Source organism: Rhizobium sp. NLR22b (genome assembly GCF_019685295.1).
Lineage (GTDB): Bacteria > Pseudomonadota > Alphaproteobacteria > Rhizobiales > Rhizobiaceae > Rhizobium.
Genome location: NZ_JABDWM010000016.1, coordinates 132307 through 149875 on the forward strand (window position 1 = coordinate 132307; position 17569 = coordinate 149875).

At 61.2% G+C, this 17569-nt stretch carries 15 protein-coding genes; 9 read left to right on the forward strand and 6 right to left on the reverse strand.

What is annotated here, in order from left to right; all coding sequences use genetic code 11:
* Window positions 1-221: 221 nt before the first annotated feature.
* Window positions 222-1427, reverse strand: coding sequence for an ROK family transcriptional regulator (locus tag HJC00_RS24250; RefSeq protein ID WP_210630025.1), 1206 nt, complete (start codon window positions 1425-1427; stop codon window positions 222-224).
* A 229-nt stretch (window positions 1428-1656) separates the two neighbouring features.
* On the opposite strand from HJC00_RS24250, the gene HJC00_RS24255 reads away from it, so the two are divergent.
* From HJC00_RS24255 to HJC00_RS24280, 6 genes are all read left to right on the forward strand, one after another.
* Window positions 1657-2895 (forward strand): extracellular solute-binding protein, encoded by a 1239-nt coding sequence (locus tag HJC00_RS24255; RefSeq protein WP_210630024.1) that lies wholly within the window; start codon window positions 1657-1659, stop codon window positions 2893-2895.
* A 71-nt stretch (window positions 2896-2966) separates the two neighbouring features.
* Window positions 2967-3851 (forward strand): carbohydrate ABC transporter permease, encoded by an 885-nt coding sequence (locus HJC00_RS24260; protein WP_221156070.1) that lies wholly within the window; start codon window positions 2967-2969, stop codon window positions 3849-3851.
* The gene (locus tag HJC00_RS24265) at window positions 3851-4696 is read left to right on the forward strand and encodes a carbohydrate ABC transporter permease (RefSeq protein WP_210630023.1); all 846 of its coding nucleotides are present in this window, start codon (window positions 3851-3853) and stop codon (window positions 4694-4696) included. The genes HJC00_RS24260 and HJC00_RS24265 overlap by 1 nt, the downstream gene beginning before the upstream one ends.
* Window positions 4693-5715, forward strand: a complete 1023-nt coding sequence (locus tag HJC00_RS24270; RefSeq protein ID WP_221156071.1) for an SIS domain-containing protein — start codon at window positions 4693-4695, stop codon at window positions 5713-5715. Before HJC00_RS24265 ends, HJC00_RS24270 begins: the two co-directional genes overlap by 4 nt.
* Window positions 5716-6645: a PfkB family carbohydrate kinase gene (locus tag HJC00_RS24275; RefSeq protein ID WP_221156072.1), complete on the forward strand. Its 930-nt coding sequence runs from the start codon at window positions 5716-5718 to the stop codon at window positions 6643-6645.
* Window positions 6642-7721 carry an ABC transporter ATP-binding protein gene (locus tag HJC00_RS24280; protein ID WP_210630020.1) on the forward strand — a complete coding sequence of 360 codons (1080 nt, stop codon included), beginning with the start codon at window positions 6642-6644 and terminating at the stop codon, window positions 7719-7721. The genes HJC00_RS24275 and HJC00_RS24280 overlap by 4 nt, the downstream gene beginning before the upstream one ends.
* A 21-nt stretch (window positions 7722-7742) precedes the next feature.
* Here the strand turns inward: HJC00_RS24280 and HJC00_RS24285 are convergent, their stop codons facing one another.
* The 5 genes from HJC00_RS24285 to HJC00_RS24305 all read right to left on the reverse strand — a co-directional run bounded on the left by HJC00_RS24285 (window position 7743) and on the right by HJC00_RS24305 (window position 13502).
* The gene (locus HJC00_RS24285; protein WP_221156073.1) at window positions 7743-8570 is read right to left on the reverse strand and encodes a glycoside hydrolase family 16 protein; all 828 of its coding nucleotides are present in this window, start codon (window positions 8568-8570) and stop codon (window positions 7743-7745) included.
* A gap of 50 nt (window positions 8571-8620) precedes the next feature.
* Complete coding sequence (locus HJC00_RS24290) at window positions 8621-10102, reverse strand: oligosaccharide flippase family protein (RefSeq protein ID WP_221156074.1); 1482 nt, start codon at window positions 10100-10102, stop codon at window positions 8621-8623.
* Window positions 10103-10177: 75 nt separating this feature from the next.
* Window positions 10178-11422 carry a glycosyltransferase family 4 protein gene (locus tag HJC00_RS24295; RefSeq protein WP_210630017.1) on the reverse strand — a complete coding sequence of 415 codons (1245 nt, stop codon included), beginning with the start codon at window positions 11420-11422 and terminating at the stop codon, window positions 10178-10180.
* Window positions 11419-12768: a glycosyltransferase family 4 protein gene (locus HJC00_RS24300; RefSeq protein ID WP_221164719.1), complete on the reverse strand. Its 1350-nt coding sequence runs from the start codon at window positions 12766-12768 to the stop codon at window positions 11419-11421. The genes HJC00_RS24295 and HJC00_RS24300 overlap by 4 nt, the downstream gene beginning before the upstream one ends.
* Window positions 12765-13502: a Crp/Fnr family transcriptional regulator gene (locus HJC00_RS24305; RefSeq protein WP_210630015.1), complete on the reverse strand. Its 738-nt coding sequence runs from the start codon at window positions 13500-13502 to the stop codon at window positions 12765-12767. The genes HJC00_RS24300 and HJC00_RS24305 overlap by 4 nt, the downstream gene beginning before the upstream one ends.
* Window positions 13503-13971: 469 nt before the next feature.
* On the opposite strand from HJC00_RS24305, the gene HJC00_RS24310 reads away from it, so the two are divergent.
* From HJC00_RS24310 to HJC00_RS24320, 3 genes are all read left to right on the forward strand, one after another.
* On the forward strand, window positions 13972-14673 hold the full coding sequence (locus HJC00_RS24310; RefSeq protein WP_210630014.1) for a sugar transferase: 702 nt from the start codon (window positions 13972-13974) through the stop codon (window positions 14671-14673).
* Between the two features lie 117 nt (window positions 14674-14790).
* A complete protein-coding gene (locus HJC00_RS24315; RefSeq protein WP_221144582.1) occupies window positions 14791-16551 on the forward strand; it encodes a polysaccharide biosynthesis tyrosine autokinase in 1761 nt (586 codons plus the stop codon).
* Window positions 16548-17567, forward strand: coding sequence for a glycosyltransferase family 2 protein (locus HJC00_RS24320; RefSeq protein ID WP_221144579.1), 1020 nt, complete (start codon window positions 16548-16550; stop codon window positions 17565-17567). The genes HJC00_RS24315 and HJC00_RS24320 overlap by 4 nt, the downstream gene beginning before the upstream one ends.
* Window positions 17568-17569 lie beyond the last annotated feature (2 nt).

Here is a 17569-nt window from a genome sequence, read left to right on the forward strand (position 1 = left end):
AGCTCCAAGAGAAATATTTCGAGAATATTTGGAAAGACATTAAATATATTTCAAGCTTTCCGCATCTGCTTTCGAAGAGTTGTAATTTTTCAACGCCTTCAATATCTATCTGTATTGCGAAAGAGCACCCCTATTCCAGCAGCCTTTGATAACGAAACTTGCGAAAAACATGGGCATTTTTGCCGTTGCACTGCTGTGCAACGCCCGGTTTTGGCCCAAAATCACAGGGAATCCTTCAAGATTGCAGCAAACTGCGGATCGAATGCACGGCTGATGGGTCCGGCTGCCGCCCCGAGCGCCACCGACCAGGGATCTGCCATGCCGGGCTGCAGCCGTGGCAGCATCCGGCCGCGCCTCTCGGCGATCGAAGGCAGCAGCGGGCCGATCGCCGCGATCAGCCTGTTCACCAGCGCTTCCGGTGCGCTGCCGCAGAGGATCACCGTCTGCGGATCGAAGACCGTTTCGATGAGATGGATGCTCCAGCGCAGGTCCGCCGCCGCCGCCTCGATCCAGCCTTCGATGCTTGGATCCCCGCTGGAGGCGAGTTCATTGATGCGCCCATGGAGATCGGGATCGGCGGGATCGGCCGAGAGATGCTGGTAGAGCGAGGCGAGCGAGGCACGGTGTTCGAGCGGTGTCGTTTTACCGTCGGCAAAGAGCAGCGCCATGCCGATCTCGCCGGCATTGCCGTTGGCGCCGCGATAGAGCTCGCCGTTTAGGATCAAACCGGCGCCGATGCCGTAGCCGACGAACAGGCAGACGGCATGGTCGATGCCGTGGGCGGCTCCCACCATGCGCTCGGCGGTCGCAGCCGCTGCCGCATCGTTCTGAAGACCGACATCGAGGCCAGTGCCGTCGCTCAGCGTTTCAAGGAGCGGAAACTTCTGCCAAGCCTCCATCATCCAGGGATCGTCGCCGCTGCCTTCCATGCCGAACGGGCCAGGCATTGCGGCGCCGAGCCCGACCAGCCGTTTTTCCGACTGCTGGACGATACCGGCAAGCCTGGAACGCACGCCGGCGACGAGATCGAGAATGACCTTCGTTCCCGTCGACGGACCTCCGGGCGGCAGCCCGGCTTCTGCGCGTACGAGAACGCTGCCGACGAGGTCGACGGCGACCGCCCGCGTCACGTGCCGGTCGATCTGGAGGCCGATCGCGAAAGCACCTTCGGGCACCAGGCCATAAGGCGTCGAGGGCTGGCCCCTGCCCTTGCGCACAGCCTCCTGCGAACTGACGAGGCCATCGCGCGCGAGTTCCTCGATGATATTCGACACCGTCTGCTTGGTCAGCCGCGTCGCCCGCGCCAGATCGGCGCGCGAGAGCGCACCGTTGATCCTCAAGGCATCGATCATCACGCGCCGGTTATGAGCGCTGGTGCCTTCGTGATTGGTGCCGCTCTTGGCTCGGATCGGCCTGATGTCGTTCATGTGTCAATTGCCTCTTGACTCCAGTAGAATGTTGGCGAAGTAATAAGTCAAGACATTTGACTTAATAAGGGACCGGAGAGTTCCAGGGAACGCAGGAGGCCGCGAAGGGCCTCCACCGACGCTCCGAGATGATGACCAGGCGCGCTTTTTTTCACGCGTGCCCTCTCGAAAACCGATGGCGGCGAAACCGCCCTCGGCCATGCGTAAATTTCAAAAACTGGAGGCTGCAATGCTGAAATCTCTCAACAAGACGCTTCTGGGTGCGGCCTTGATCGGCGCATCCTTTGCTCCGCATGCTTTCGCCGAAACGACGCTGAACGCGCTCTTCATGGCGCAGGCCGCTTACAGTGAGGCCGACGTGCGCGCCATGACCGATGCCTTCGGCAAGGCGAACCCCGATATCAAGGTCAATCTCGAATTCGTCCCCTATGAGGGCCTGCACGATAAGACGGTGCTGGCCCAAGGTTCCGGCGGCGGATACGACGTCGTCCTCTTCGACGTCATCTGGCCTGCCGAATACGCCACCAACAAGGTGCTGGTCGACGTCTCATCCCGTATCACCGACGAGATGAAGAAAGGCGTGCTGCCGGGCGCCTGGACCACCGTGCAGTATGACGGCAAATATTACGGTATGCCGTGGATTCTCGACACCAAATACCTCTTCTACAACAAGGAAATCCTGGAGAAGGCGGGCATCAAGGCGCCACCGAAGACTTGGGACGAACTGGCCGAGCAGGCAAAGACCATCAAGGGCAAGGGTCTGCTCGCCACGCCGATCGCCTGGAGCTGGTCGCAGGCCGAGGCCGCCATCTGCGACTACACCACGCTCGTCAGCGCCTATGGCGGCGATTTTCTGAAGGACGGCAAGCCAGCCTTCCAGAGCGGCGGCGGTCTCGATGCGCTGAAATACATGGTCGCGAGCTATACATCGGGCCTGACCAACCCGAACTCCAAGGAATTTCTGGAAGAAGACGTCCGTAAGGTCTTCCAGAACGGCGACGCCGCCTTCGCGCTGAACTGGACCTACATGTACAACATGGCCAACGATCCGAAGGACAGCAAGGTCGCGGGCAAGGTCGGCGTCGTGCCGGCTCCGGGCGTGGCCGGCAAGAGCGAGGCTTCGGCCGTCAACGGCTCGATGGGCCTCGGCATCACCTCCGCCAGCAAACACCCCGACGAAGCCTGGAAATACATTACCTTCATGACCTCGCAGGCGACGCAAAACGCCTATGCCAAGCTCAGCCTGCCGATCTGGGCCTCTTCCTATGAGGACCCTGCAGTCACCAAGGGCCAGGAAGAGCTGATTTCCGCCGCCAAGGTCGGCCTCGCAGCCATGTATCCGCGCCCGACGACGCCGAAATATCAGGAGCTGTCGACCGCGCTGCAGCAGGCGATCCAGGAATCCCTGCTCGGCCAGTCCTCTCCCGAGGATGCGCTGAAATCGGCGGCCGAAAACAGCGGCCTCTGAGCCCGGCATGACCCGGGCGGCGCCCGCCGTCGCCCGGTCTCCAGAACCTGTGAATGAAAAGGGTTGCCTCGATGTCGGGCACTTGGCTGACAACCCGCGCGTGGCTTTTGATGCTGCCGCTTCTCGTGGTAATGATCTCGGTGATCGGCTGGCCTCTGGTCGATACCGTCAGCCTCTCCTTCACCGATGCCAAACTGGTCGGCACCGAGGGCAGCTTCGTCGGCATCGACAATTACGCCAAGATGCTCTCCGGCTCGAATTTCCAGCGCACACTCATCACCACAGCCTGGTTCGCGATTGTCTCGGTCGCAGCCGAAATGGTGATTGGCGTCCTTGCGGCCCTGCTGCTGAACCAGCAGTTTCGCGGCCGCACCGCGCTGCGCGCCCTGATGATCCTGCCCTGGGCGCTGCCGACCGTCGTCAACGCCACGCTCTGGCGGCTGATTTACAATCCTGAATATGGCGCGCTGAACGCCGCGCTGACCCAGCTCGGCCTGCTCGACGCCTACCGCTCCTGGCTCGGCGAACCCGGCACGGCGCTCGCTGCCCTCATCGCCGCCGACTGCTGGAAGAACTTCCCCCTGGTGGCGCTGATCGCGCTCGCCGCACTCCAGGCCGTGCCGCGCGACATCACCGCCGCCTCGCTCGTCGACGGCGCCGGCCCCTTCGCCCGCTTCCGCTTCGTCATCCTGCCCTATCTCGCCGGCCCGCTGATGGTGGCGCTGGTGCTGCGCACGATCGAAGCCTTCAAGGTGTTCGATATCATCTGGGTCATGACCCGCGGCGGACCGGCCAACAGCACCCGCACGCTGTCGATCCTGGTCTATCAGGAAGCTTTCTCCTTCCAGCGCGCGGGCTCGGGCGCTTCGCTCGCCCTGATCGTCACGCTGCTGGTGACGCTGCTCGCTGCCGGCTACGCGGCCCTGGTGCGCAAGACCGCCGGGAGTGCCAGCTGATGGAACGCCAAAGCCCGCTCTTCTCAGTCTTCATTCATCTCTCAGCGCTGCTGCTTGCCGCCGTCATCCTGGCGCCGATCCTATGGCTGTTCATCATGAGCATCTCGCCGGCCGCCGACCTTGCGGCAAAGCCGCTGCGCTGGTGGCCGCAAGCCGTCGATTTCTCGCGATACCAAGTGCTGCTGTCGACGCTCGAAAACAGCGCCGGCGCCGCCTTCACCTCGTCGCTGCGCAACAGCGTCGAGGTGGCCGGCATGGCGACGATCGCCGCCATCGCGCTCGCCATTCCGGCCGGCTGGGCCGTGTCACGTACGCCTTCCGTCGGCTGGTCGCTGTCGATGGTAATCGCCACCTACATGCTGCCGCCGGTAGCGCTCGCAGTTCCCCTCTATATGGGCCTCTCCCATCTCGGCATGCTGAACAACGTCTTCGGCCTCGCCCTCGTCTATCTCACCATTCTCGCGCCCTTCACCACCTGGCTGATGAAGTCGGGCTTCGATTCCATTCCGCGCGAGATCGAATCCGCCGCGATGATCGACGGTGCCGGCCTGTTCCAGACGCTCCGGATCATCACCTTGCCGCTCGCCGCCCCCGTGGTCGCGACCTCGAGCCTTTTTGCATTCCTGCTTGCCTGGGATGAATTCTTCTATGCGCTGCTCTTCACCTCGGACCAGCGCGCCAAGACGCTGACCGTCGCCATTGCCGATCTCGCCGGCGGCCGCGTTTCCGATTACGGGCTGATCGCGACGGCAGGCGTGCTCGCCGCCCTGCCCCCGGTGCTGATCGGTCTCGTCATGCAACGCGCCCTGATTTCGGGGCTCACCAGCGGCGGCGTCAAGGGATGAAGATGACAACAAAAAGAAACCGGCCCGCCGGGCTTGCGGCGATCGACCGCGAAATGGCCCACCAGCACGCCGATGCGATCGCCTCCTATGAAACGGCCGGGCCGATGGCAGCAAAGGCCGCCGCCTCGCTTGAGAAAACCGGCCGGCTGCTCCTGATCGGCATGGGCGGCTCACATGCCGTCAATCGCGCCGTCGAGCCGCTCTATCGTGGTCTTGGCATCGATGCCGTTGCCCTGCCACTGTCCGAGCAGCTCGGCCAACCGCTTCCGATCGCCGGCAGAACGATCTTCGTCACCTCGCAATCGGGCGAAAGCGCTGAGATTGTGCGTTGGTTCAGCGAGACCGGAGGCACGTTGGAAACTTTCGGCCTGACGCTGGAAGCCGGCTCGTTCCTGGCAAGAACCGCCCCGTCGCTCCTTGGCAGCGGCGGCACCGAGCTTGCCTTCGCAGCCACCCGCAGTCTGACGGTGACTTTTGCTCTGCATCTGGCAATCCTTTCCGCGCTCGGCGAAGATCCCGCAGCCGCGCTTGCTGTCCTTGAAGCGCCTGAAGACCACGAGATCGCCGCCGCCCTCGCCGCACTCGAAAACGTCGCGACCATCGTCACCTCGGGCCGCCGCCTGCAAGGTGTTGCCGAAGCATTGGCGCTCGGATTGACCGAGCTGTCGCGCCGTCCGTGCTTTTCTTTGGAGGGCGGTCAGCTCCGCCACGGTCCGATGGAGATGCTCGGGCCGGAGATCGGCGTTGTGCTGTTCCGCGGTCAGGATGAAACCGCCGGCCTGGTTACAGCAATGGCACAGTCCGCCGTCGAGACCGGCGCCCCCGTCATCCTGTTCGATGCCTCCACAGAAGCTGCGGTCACCGGAGCAGTGACGATCCGCTTTGCTCCAGCAACAGGTCTTGCCGCGATCTTGGCCATGCTGCCGACGGCCCAGCGACTGATGATCGGCTTTGCCGAAACCCGCGTTGAGAATGCCGGAACACCGATCCGTTCAACCAAGATTACCCGGAGCGAATGAATGCGGCCGCTTGCAGTCATCGGCAACGTCAATGTCGACCTGATCCTCGGGCCGGCTGCCCCTTGGCCGAAAGCCGGGACGGAGATCATCGTCGACCATGACGAGCTCAGGGTCGGCGGCTCCGCCGGCAACAGTGCGCTCGCCTGGCAGGCGCTCGGCATCGAATTCGAGATCGCCGCCAATATCGGTAGTGATCAGTTCGGCCGCTGGCTGGCCGAAGCCTTCGGCCACCGTTCCGAGAAGTGGCCGGTGCGCCCTGAACAAACGACCCTCTCCGTCGGCATCACCCATCCTGGCGGCGAGCGCACCTTCTTCACGACGCGGGGCCACCTGCCGCGCTTCACCCTGGCCGATGTCTTCGCCGTCATCGACGGCGCAAGGCTTCGCGGCGGCTACGCACTTCTCTGCGGCGGCTTCCTGACCGACGATCTGACGCGCCAATATGACGCCTTCTTCGACTGGGCCGAGAGCCATGACATCGCCGTCGCCCTCGACACCGGCTGGCCGCTCGACGGCTGGACCGAGCAGAATTGCGCTGCGACACGCGTTTGGCTGTCCCGCAGCCGCATCGCGCTGCTCAATGAGGTCGAGACGACGACGCTTGCCGGCATCGCCGATCCGATCGAAGCCGCACGGCACATTAGCTCGCATATGCCGCAAGGTGCGATCGTCGTCGTCAAACGCGGCCCCGATGGCGCAATCGCGATCGGGTCTGACGGCCAACTGGTTTCGGTGACTGCGCCTATTGTGACGGTGGTCGATACCATCGGCGCCGGCGATGTCTTCAACGCCGCCTTTCTCGCAGCACTGGCAAAGGACGAGCCTTTGATATCTTGCCTGAGGGCGGGAACCGAGGTCGCCTCGCGCGCCGTCTCCACCCTTCCCCGCAGCTATGGCGACACGAACTCTCGTCAGGAGCCACAGTCATGAGCGCCCTCGATATCGAAAATATCTGCAAGACCTATGGCGACGTCGAGACGCTGAAAGGCATCGATATTTCCCTGGAAAGCGGCGAATTCCTCGTGCTGCTCGGTTCCTCCGGCTGCGGCAAGTCAACGCTCTTGAACATCATCGCCGGCCTGGCCGAGGCGACGAGCGGTGATGTCAGGATCGGCGGCCGCTCGGTGCTCCGCGTGCATCCGAAGGACCGCGACATCGCCATGGTCTTTCAGTCCTATGCGCTCTATCCCAATCTGACGGTGCATAGGAACATCGGCTTCGGCCTGGAAATGCGTAAAGTTCCGGCGCCGGAGCGCGACAGGGCCGTGCGCGATGCGGCATCGCTCCTGCAGATCGAAAATCTGCTCGATCGCAAGCCGAGCCAGCTCTCCGGCGGCCAGCGGCAACGCGTCGCGATCGGCCGTGCCCTGGTGCGCAAGCCGGAGGTGTTCCTCTTCGACGAGCCGCTCTCCAATCTCGACGCCAAGCTGCGCATGGAAATGCGCACCGAGATCAAGCGCCTTCACCAGATGCTGAAGACGACAGTGGTCTATGTCACCCATGACCAGATCGAGGCGATGACGCTAGCGAGCCGCATTGCCGTCATGCGCGACGGCCGCATCGAACAACTCGGCACGCCTGAAGAGATCTACAACAGTCCGGCGACGCTCTATGTCGCCACCTTCGTCGGCGCGCCGCCGATGAACCTGCTCAAGACAACCGTCCGGGATGGTCGACTGGTGCTCTCTGGTTCCGGTACCAGCCTGCCTTTGCCCGTCCGCTTCGGTAAGGCGGCGGCCGATGGCCGCGACCTGATCCTCGGCATCCGCCCCGAGTCCCTTCGCACGGCTGGATCCGGGGCTTCGCTCGAGGCAACTGTGGAGGTTGCGGAGTTAACCGGCCCGGAGCTCGTCGTCACCGCCCTGGCGGAGAACCAACGGCTGATGGCCTGCCTGCCGCCGCGCACGCTGGTCCCCGGCGACGAAAAACTCACCCTCTTCGTCGACGAGGAGGCGATGCATCTCTTCGATGCACAAACCGGTCTCAGTTGCCTCCGCGAGCAATAGAGGGGTCAAACGGTCGTTCGCTCAATTCGCCGCGTCGGCCGGCTTGCGCTTGTAGACGTGGATATAGTCGACGAGCAGGATGGAAGGGTTCGGCGTTTCATCGATCGGCCAACCCGAGCCGAGCGCCAGGTTCACCAGCGGGTAGAACGGCATGTGGAACTCCTTCGGCGTATCGAAGCTCCAGAGGTATTGGCGATCGAGATAAAAGGTCGTCTTGTCGGCCTGGATATCGACGCCGTAGGTATGATACTCGCTGTTCAAAATTCCGTCCTGGACGGTCTTCCAATAGCCGCCATTGGAATTCTCACCGCCATGGGCCTGGCGCCAGATATGAAAACCCATGCTGAACTCGTAGGGCGCGCGTCCATAATATTCCAGCACGTCGATCTCGGCGGTGTATTTTGACCGGTCGAGCCCGATGAGCCAGAAGGCCGGCCACACACCCTTGCCCGGCGGCAGCTTCATCCGCGCTTCGAAATAGCCGAATTGCTGCGAGAAGCCTTCGCCTTTCGGGTTGACCGCCGAGAGCAGGCCCGACCGCCAAGTTCCATCCTCCCCCTTGCGCGCTTCGATCTTCAGGATTCCCTGATCGTTCGCAAACGGGAAATCGGGCGCCGGATCCGTGAAGCGGGCGTCGCCGAAGTCGCCGTTCCAGGGCGTGTGAGCGATCCAGCGGGAGCTTCTCTCTCCCCACGCCGAGACATCGAGGCCGTCGAAATTCTCCTCGAAGGTCAGCTGATAGGCGTCCATGTTGATCGGCTCCTGGGCGACACTAGGCCGGCTCGGCAACGCCCCCAGTCCGAGAACAACGAGCAACCCAAAACTCTTAGAAGATATGCCGTAACGCATTGCGCTCCTCCGAAACCACTAAAACAATCGTTGGGCTGCACGGGTCTTTTTCATGAAATGACAACTCTGCTCCGTCGCAGCACGAGCCTGTGAACGACGATGGTCTCGATGCCGTCGGGCCTTCCCAGAACCTGCCAGAGCAATAGCGCGAAGACCCAGAAGATTGTCGCCGCCGCCGCGCCGCAAAGCGCCAGGCTGACGATCAGGCTGAAGCCGGTTGGCATGGCGGCGAGATTCGGCTCCATCCAGAGCAGGAAAGCGATCATCGGCAGGCTCGCGGCCAGAGGCCTGCAAAAGGAATTCAGCTGCGCAGCAAAACTCGCCCCGATCAACCGCCGAGTGATGATGAGCGTCACGGCATAAGCGACGAGAACCGCCACAACACGCGCGCCAAGCGCACCCGCCACCTGAAAATAAACGATACCCAGGATGGTGACCGGGACTCTGACTGCGAACTCGGCAAACATCCGCAAGGCGAGGGAACGGGTCTTGTCCATGACCATCGCCAATGCCGGCACTATGTTCGTCGGAAGACCGAGCAGGCTCAGCAGGCACAGCCATTGCAGAATTGGTGCGGCGGATGCCCATTTCTCGCCGACGAGGATACGCACCGTCGGCTCGGCCAGAAAGGCAAGTGCAATGAGAATGGGCGCCGCGACGAAGGTGATTGCACCCGTTGCCTTCAAATAGGCGGCAACCAGGTTGCGACGGTCCTCGACAGTGGAGAACGCCGCCATCAGCGGACGCAGCAACGGGCCGACAAAGGTCTGATAGGGAATGCCGGCGATATTGTCGGCGACGCTGAAGGCGCCAAATGTCGACAGCCCGGCAAAACGCGGCAAAAGCAGTCGGTCGAGCTGCCAATTAATCGCGCTCAGCACCTGCGACACGGTATTCCAGCTGATCATGTCCTGGAAACGCTTCCACTCCGACAGGCTGAACTTCGGCCGCATCGGCGCAAAGACATAGGAGGTGATCATCGCCGCCGTCGGGCCGGCGACCGCCCCGGCCGCGAGCCCCCAATAGCTGCCCGTCGCCACCGCCACCCCTGCCCCGAACAGCAGCGTCGATCCCTTGGTGATGAGGTCGAGCGCGAATTCGCGTTTGAAATCGAAACGCTGCATGAAAAGGACCATGCGCGGACTGATCATGCTGCGCATGGCCGGCGCGATCGAAAGCACCGCGACAAGCGCAAAAAGTCGGGAATCGTCGTAGATCACGGCCATCGGCCAGGAAATGATCATCATCAGCAGGGTGATGGCCAACCCTCTCAGCAGGCTCAACGTGAAAGCCGTCGCAAACATCTCGTCGGAAGGGGACGGCTGACGCATCAGGGCCTGCGTCAACGGCAGATCCAGGATCGCCTCGATGATGACCAGAACCGATGTCGCAATGGCGACCAATCCGAAATCCGCGGGACTCAACAACCTTGCAAGGACGAGAAGACTGACGAAATCCAGCAGTCGCGCGAGGAATTTTCCGCTGATCGTCCAGATGCTCGCCGTCGCCGTCCTCTGAGATAGGCTTGACATGATCTGTCTATTCCTCGTCGGCAGATTGAGACGGTTTCGATCGCGGCAGCAAGATAGGCAGCTCCAGTCTTGTCCTCAGACCGGTCGTCTATTGAAGACGTCGACCGATCGGTCGGCATGGGTGGAGAGCTGTTGCTCGATGAGCCCGGCCATCCGATCGCGGAAAACCGCCGAGGAAAACTTCAGCGAATGCGCGCGGATGGCTTGCGGATCGATATCGTCCTCCACCTCTTCGAACGCCGCGATGGTTTCCAGCAGGGCTTCAGTGGTTTGCTGAGCGAAGCGAAAACCGACCTGCGGCGAAGATACCGTTTCCCTTGCGCCGCCGGCGTCGAAAGCAAGCACCGGCCGGCCCGATGCCATGGCTTCTACCGGCAGGATGCCGAAATCCTCCGTGCCTGGAAACAACAGGGCACGGCATCGCGAGAGGTGATCACGCAGAACATTGAACGGCTGGTGGCCGAGGAATTGGACAGTCGGGCCGGCGATCGATTTCAGATGAGGCAACTGTTCTCCCTCTCCGATCACGATGAGCTTACGCCCGGTCTCGGTACAGGCGCGAACGGCGATATCCGGCCGCTTATAGGCCGTCAGCTGGCCGGCATAGAGATAGAATTCGCCCTTCCCCTTCCCGACCGAAAAATCATCGGTGGCAACCGGGGGGTGGATGACGATGGAATCCCGATCGTAGAAGCGGCGAATGCGGTTTGCGACATAGTCGGAATTGGCGACGAACACGTCGACGCGAGAAGACGTCGTCACGTCCCAGGCACGCAGCATCGGCGCGGTGACCGACATCAAGGCCCGTCCCATCCACGGCAGGCCATGGCGGTAGACGTGGAACTGATCCCAGATGTAGCGCATCGGCGAATGGCAGTAACAGACATGGAGAGCGTCGGCGCGTGTAATGATGCCCTTGGCGGGCCCGGATTCGCTCGACAGTACGAGATCGTAGTCTTGCAGATCGAATTGCTCGAGCGCGAAGGGCATCAGCGGCAGCATTTTGGTGTAGTGCCGCTGCGCCCCGGGTATCTTCTGCAGAAAGGACGTGTGGATGTTCCGCGTCTTGAGAAAATCGCTGATGCGATCCCGGTTGCAGACGAGGGTGAAAATATCAGCCTGCGGAAACATGCGGCACAATTCTTCGACAACCTTTTCGCCGCCGCGCATTGAGACGAGCCAGTAATGCACGATGGCGACGCGCAGTTGCCTGGTTTCCTTGACGCTTCCCGCCTCGGCCACGCGTCTTTTCGCCATCACGGGCGCGTCGCCGAGAAATGCCCTTGCGTCGGAAAGAGAGGTTGTTGCTTTAAAGGTCAACGGAATACTCCTTGTGTCGCCACACCATCTGTCAGTTCGCGAACCGCATTCGTCGAAAGCAGGCTGCAATATTCGGCAAGGAGAGCGTCGCGCCATTCCTCATGCGTCGAGGCGAGATCTGGCGACATCAGGAAGGCCCGTTCGCTCATGGCGCGGATTTCGTGCCTCGGCATTTGGCTAAATCGCGTCAATGTGTCGGCAAAGGCAGCTTCATCAGCCGTGTCGCAGGCAAACGCGATACCGGCTCGTTCCATTTCCTCGGCGAGAAAGGCGCTGCGCGACATGATGACCGGCAGACCGCTCCTGGCCGCTTCGATCGCCACGAGGCCGAAAGGCTCGGGATAACGCGATGGCATCAACAGGGCGCGCGCCTTGCGGATGGTGGTGCCGATCTCCGCATGCGATTGCCAGCCGACGGCCCTGACGTGATCGCCGGAAGCGGCGACCAACGGCATCAGCGGGCCGTCCCCGATCACGCAGAGCCTGGCGCCGGCTCTGCGTGTGGCGGCCACGGCATCCTCCACGCCCTTTTCCGCGTCGAGCCGCCCGATGAAGACAAATTCGTCGTTCGCCTCCGCCTCGACACGCTCTATCGACAAGGGGGCGACGGGATTGCGGATCGTCGTCAACCGCTCGGGCCGATAGCCGGCGCCGACGAGAAACCCAGCCATCTTCTCATGCAGCAAGATGATCCGGCCGAAATCGGCCTCAGCCCTCAGCAGCCGGAGGATATTCGAGCCGCGGGCGAGCCGCCACAATTTGTGCGAATAACTTCTCTTGTCGCAAGCCGTCGCAATGCAGCCGGCACCGTGCGGACGCCGAAGGCAGATCTCTTGCGCCTGGTAATCGAAAAAGGCGCCATTGGGACAGGCAGTGAAGAAGTCATGCGCGTGAATCACGCATCGTCCTGCGACCGGAGCCAGTGCCCTGAAAAGCGCGGGGGACAGGATCTGATGCCAGCCATGGACGTGATAGACGGTATTCGCCGTATCCTTCGCGGCAATCCAGTTCGCGACCATGCGGGCAGCCGCACCATTGTGAATGCCGGTCACGAAAGCCTTCGCACGCTCGGCGCTAAGCAGGTCGCGGCTGTTCAATCCGACCATGGCGACCCCGAGAGCAGCAAGTTCCGCATTGGCGGCGTCATCCCCACAAATATAAGTCACGGGAATATCCAGGCCGCGAAAAAGCTTGGCCGAGAGCACCGCCAGCCCCGTCGCGCCGCCCCTGGCCACCGAGTAGTCGTCGATGACGACCACGCGATCAATCCTCGTCGTGCCGCGGCCGGCAAAGCGGCTGACATTTGCGGCGGATCGGAGGGCCCCAGGAAACGACGGGCTCATCACTTCGCCGAAAACGCGCCATTCGCACAGGCCTCGAGCGCCTTGCGGTTAAGTATTCGGATCTTGCCCTGCCCTCCGTCGACAATCTTGCATTCCCGCAGGCGCCGCAGGCATTGATTGACCTTCTCGCGGGACGCCGGCAGCGTTGCGGCCAGATCGTTTTGCGAGATGATCACTTCGTTGCCACTGTTTGCGGCATCTTTTCCGTAAACAGCCGAGAGCCGCAGCAACGTGCTCGCCAGTCTTGCCTGAAGGGTCGACGCCGCGTTGGCGATGATCCTATCTTCAAGCTCCGAGACACGCGCCAAGGCCCTTGAGAAGACTTTTTCGCGGAAGCACGAATCGCTAGCATACATGTCGCGCAGCAGCCGGCCTTCGAAGAAATGCAGCTCGCAATTGGAACTGGCTCGGTATTCGAGGTTCAGTGTCTGCCGGCGCAAGACTTCAAGCTCGCCGATCAGACCTGTTTTCGGAATGATTTCGACGATGAATTCCCTGCCGTCGGGCAGCATCGTACTTGCACTGACCAACCCCGAATGCACGCGCGCGAACATATCGACAAGGACCCCGGCCCCGGCAATGATCTCGCCACGACGGAAACGCCGTACGCTCGAGCGGCAGGAGAGGAATTCGTCATCGATGACGATGCGACTGTTGAGGTGAATTCCGCCGCTGGCCGAGATCGCGCCTTTGCTGATGCCGATCCTGCGATCTGATGCATGTGTGATCCCGTCCATGCAATTCACTCCTGATACTAGAATGGTCTCTCACTAATGCTGCACTGCATCAATTATATTGGATTATTACGTTAGTCAAATAACATCCGCGCAAATCTAACGTAAAATTTAAGTCTACTTCAGAAAAAATCATAATAGCCACCGGTATAAAATCAAACTTTCTAAAATACACGAGTACCATTGGCCACATCGAACAAAACTGCATATAAAAAGGACTTATTGAATTAAAAACAAGCAGATATTGAAATTCCGATATAAAAATAATGATTGAATTCACACAGAACGACCGACAAAAGCAGATTATAGAACAAATTAAAAGAATTGATGACACGGATCTGTACTCTGAAATCTGTCTGAGATTTCCTAGCATGAAGAATTAATTAAGGATCATGACCTTGGTAACAGACAATCTGGGTGCGGCGCAGCAAGCTTTCAACGGTTGTTGACGGGCAATGTTTTGGAGACCGCGATGGCATGGGAAGCACATAGTTTTGAGGCTTGGTCACGCGTCGAACGGGCCGCGAAGGGTGACGATTCCCCCGATTCCCGGCCTCGTGCAGCGAGCAGGTCGTCGAAGCGTGCGATAGATATTCTTGTCGCGATCACCGCTCTGATCCTGCTCTCTCCGCTTCTGCTGATCGTCGCGATGATCGTGAAACTCTCCGACCGCGGCCCTGTCTTCTATTCCCATACGCGCATTGGCTTCGGCGGAGCGCCGTTCGGATGCCTCAAATTTCGCACGATGAAGCCCGATGCGAGCGCTCAGCTCGCGGAATTGCTGCAAAACAACCCGGCCGCCCGCAGCGAATGGGAAGCGACGCGCAAGTTGAAGAACGATCCGAGGATCACCGCCGTCGGCGATATTCTCAGGCGCTCGAGCATCGACGAGCTTCCCCAGCTGATCAATATCGTGCGTGGCGAAATGAGCCTCGTCGGACCCCGCCCGGTCACAGCCGAGGAACTGCCGCGCTACGGCGAACACATGTGGGCCTATATGGCAGTCCGTCCGGGACTGACCGGTCAATGGCAAACCAGCGGGCGCAACGACGTCAGTTACGAGTACAGGGTTTCTCTCGATGTCCACTATCTCAACAACTGGTCGCTCGCTCGAGACTTCTTGATCATCGCCAAGACCATTCCTGCGCTGTTTTCGCAGCGCGGATCGTACTGAGCCTTCAAAGGGGAGACAGCTAACCGTGCCGGGATCGGAAAATGCGCCGCTCCCACGTCCCCTCCAAGCTACCATCACCTGGTTATTCCTTGATTTCCCATTCCGGATTAGGACGACATGACCTCCAGCACGATCTTCAGCGGTGTCTCTCCCATATCCCTGGCAGCAGCAGCCACAGGCGGCGGGAATTCACCGCTGACCATACGGGATATGCTCTTCTTTTTGAGAATGCGCTGGCACTGGATCGTCGTGACCACCATCGCTTTCCTGGCGATCGCCGGAAGCTACATGCTGACCGCCGAACCGACTTTCGTTGCCAGCACGCAGCTTGTGATCTTCCCCCAGGTGAGCGGCTCTGAAGCACAGAGGGCTTTCGCCGAAGATGCCTTCATCGAAGGACAGCTGGAGATCGCCAGATCGAGCGATGTCGTCGGCGGAACCGTGGCGGCGCTTGATCTCGTTCATGATCCGGAGTTTGTCGATCAGACGCCTTCGCTGCAGGACAGAGCGAAGAATTGGCTGATGGGGTTTTCTTCACAACCGGACACGCCATCGCAGGATACGGCGGGCAAGGGAGCGAGCGAAGCGCGGCCGCAGGCGGAGGAGGAGCGGCTCCACGACTGGGCAACCGCCAAACTGCTGAACATGATGGACATCCGCCGGATCGGAAGCTCGACGATCATCGAGATATCGGCTGCGGCATCGACCCCTCAGAAGGCCGTCGATATCGCCGACACGCTCGCCGGACAATATATCCAGAAGAATATCGCGATGAAGGCCAACGCCGCCCGCCAATACAGCGACTGGCTGGCGAAATTCATAGCCGAGCAACAGCGAGGGCTGGCGGAAGCCGCCAGCGCCTTGGCCAGTTTCACGAGCAATCCGCGCGACCAGTTCAAGCTTGCGGAGTTGCAGAGCGCAACGGACGCGCGCCGCTCTCTCTATGAAAACACCTTGAACCAGCTAACCGAAGCAAAGCAGCGCATTACCTATCCGATGTCCGATGCCACGATCGTCTCGCGAGCCACACTGCCTCTTTCGAAGGCGAGACCGCGCAGCACGCTCATCGCCGCCTTTGCGGCGGCCATCGGCCTTGGCGCCGGTTTCGCACTCGCGATGATAAGACATGCCAGCGACCGCCGGCTCGTCCGCCCGCATCAGATCGCCGAAACCTGTGGCCTGCCCTTCGTCACTGTGCTGGCGACATCAAAGAGGACACGCAACGGCCAGCCGGCATCTTTTCTCGCCACCGGCACGGGCAGCAGTTCACCCGCCTATTCGGTTATTCCAGGCATGACGGAATTGAGCGCAACAGTCGTCGGGCTTCGGCGCAAGCGCCGGATCGTCATCGGAGTGGTCGCCGTCGATCCCGGCAACGGCGCATCGACCATCGCAAGCGAACTTGCCGTGCTGTCGTCGGTATCTGGAGCGAAGACGCTTCTGATTGATGCGGCCGCGCAGAAATCATCGCTCAGCAGGGCGATCGCGCCTCATAGTGCCAGCGGCCTCGTCGACGTCCTCGACAACGGCGACCTCATCCAGACGGCGGCCCTGCCGCTCACCCCGACGCTGAAGTTCCTGCCGCTCGGCAAGGTGGATGCGGTAACACCGGCCATTCGCCTGAGTTCCCGCCGCACGCAATTGAGCTTTGCCGAGCTGAAAAAAGAGTTCGACACCATATTCGTCGACATTTCCGCATTCTCCGCGTCACCGGATGCCAACGCCATCGCGCCGGAGCTGGACGGCGTTCTCGTGGTCGCCTCGCACGGACGCACATCGATCGACGACGCCATGCGCGTCATCGAGACGATGCGGAACGTCGGCGCGGAGATCCTCGGCGCGATTATCAATCACGCTCCGAGGAGCATGCAGCCATGATCGCGCATTCGGCAAAAACGACCAGGCAGGACAGCTTGAGTTCGGCGCCTGTTTCTTGCGACACCGAAGCGACGGCGCGGCGCGCGAGCCGGCCATTGCGGATCGCCGTCGGAATTGCTTCGGCGGGCCGCCCTTCGATCCTGCTGGAAACGGTCGATTATCTCGCCGGCCTGCCCGACCAGCCGCCGCGATTGATCGTCTGCGTACCAGGGATCGACGATGCCGCCGGGCTCGCCGACCGTCTCGACGTGGAAGTCATTATCGGCAGCCGTGGCCTCACCTCCCAGCGCAACAGCATTATCCGGGCGGCCGCGGCCGATACCGATGTTCTGATCTTCCTGGACGACGATTTCATTCCGGCCCCAACCTTCCTGGCACGGATGACAGCCGTCTTTGCAGCCAATCCTGCCATCGCGATTGCCACCGGTGAGGTCCTGGCCGACGGCGTCCTCATTGGGGGGCTCGACATGTCGAAGGCGCTGCAGGTTCTTCACACTGCCGGCGAAGTGTCCGAGCGGGTGACGGATGTCTATAATGCATATGGGTGCAATATGGCAGTTCGCCTCGCCCCCGTCCTCAAACACGCACTGACGTTTGACGAGCAACTGCCGCTCTATGGCTGGCTTGAGGATGTCGATTTCAGCAGGTCCATCGCCCGCTACGGCAGATCCGTGCGCGTTGAAGGCGCCCGTGGAGTACATCTCGGCGTCAGATCCGGGCGACAGCCTGGCCGCAGACTCGGATATTCGCAGGTTGCCAATCCTGTCTACCTGATCCGCAAGGGCACGATCTCGAAAGGCCGGGCGATAGCGCAGATCGGCCGCAACATTCTGGCCAACGCGTCGGGCATAGTGTTCAACGACCGCTTGATCGACCGATGGGGACGTTTGAGCGGCAATTTGCTGGCGCTCACCGATCTCCTTGCCGGCCGCGCCGCACCGTCCCGCATTCTCGAATTCGGCAATCCGCCGTCCCGCGCAATGCCCTCGCCGTCGATCGAAACGAAACGGAGATAGAT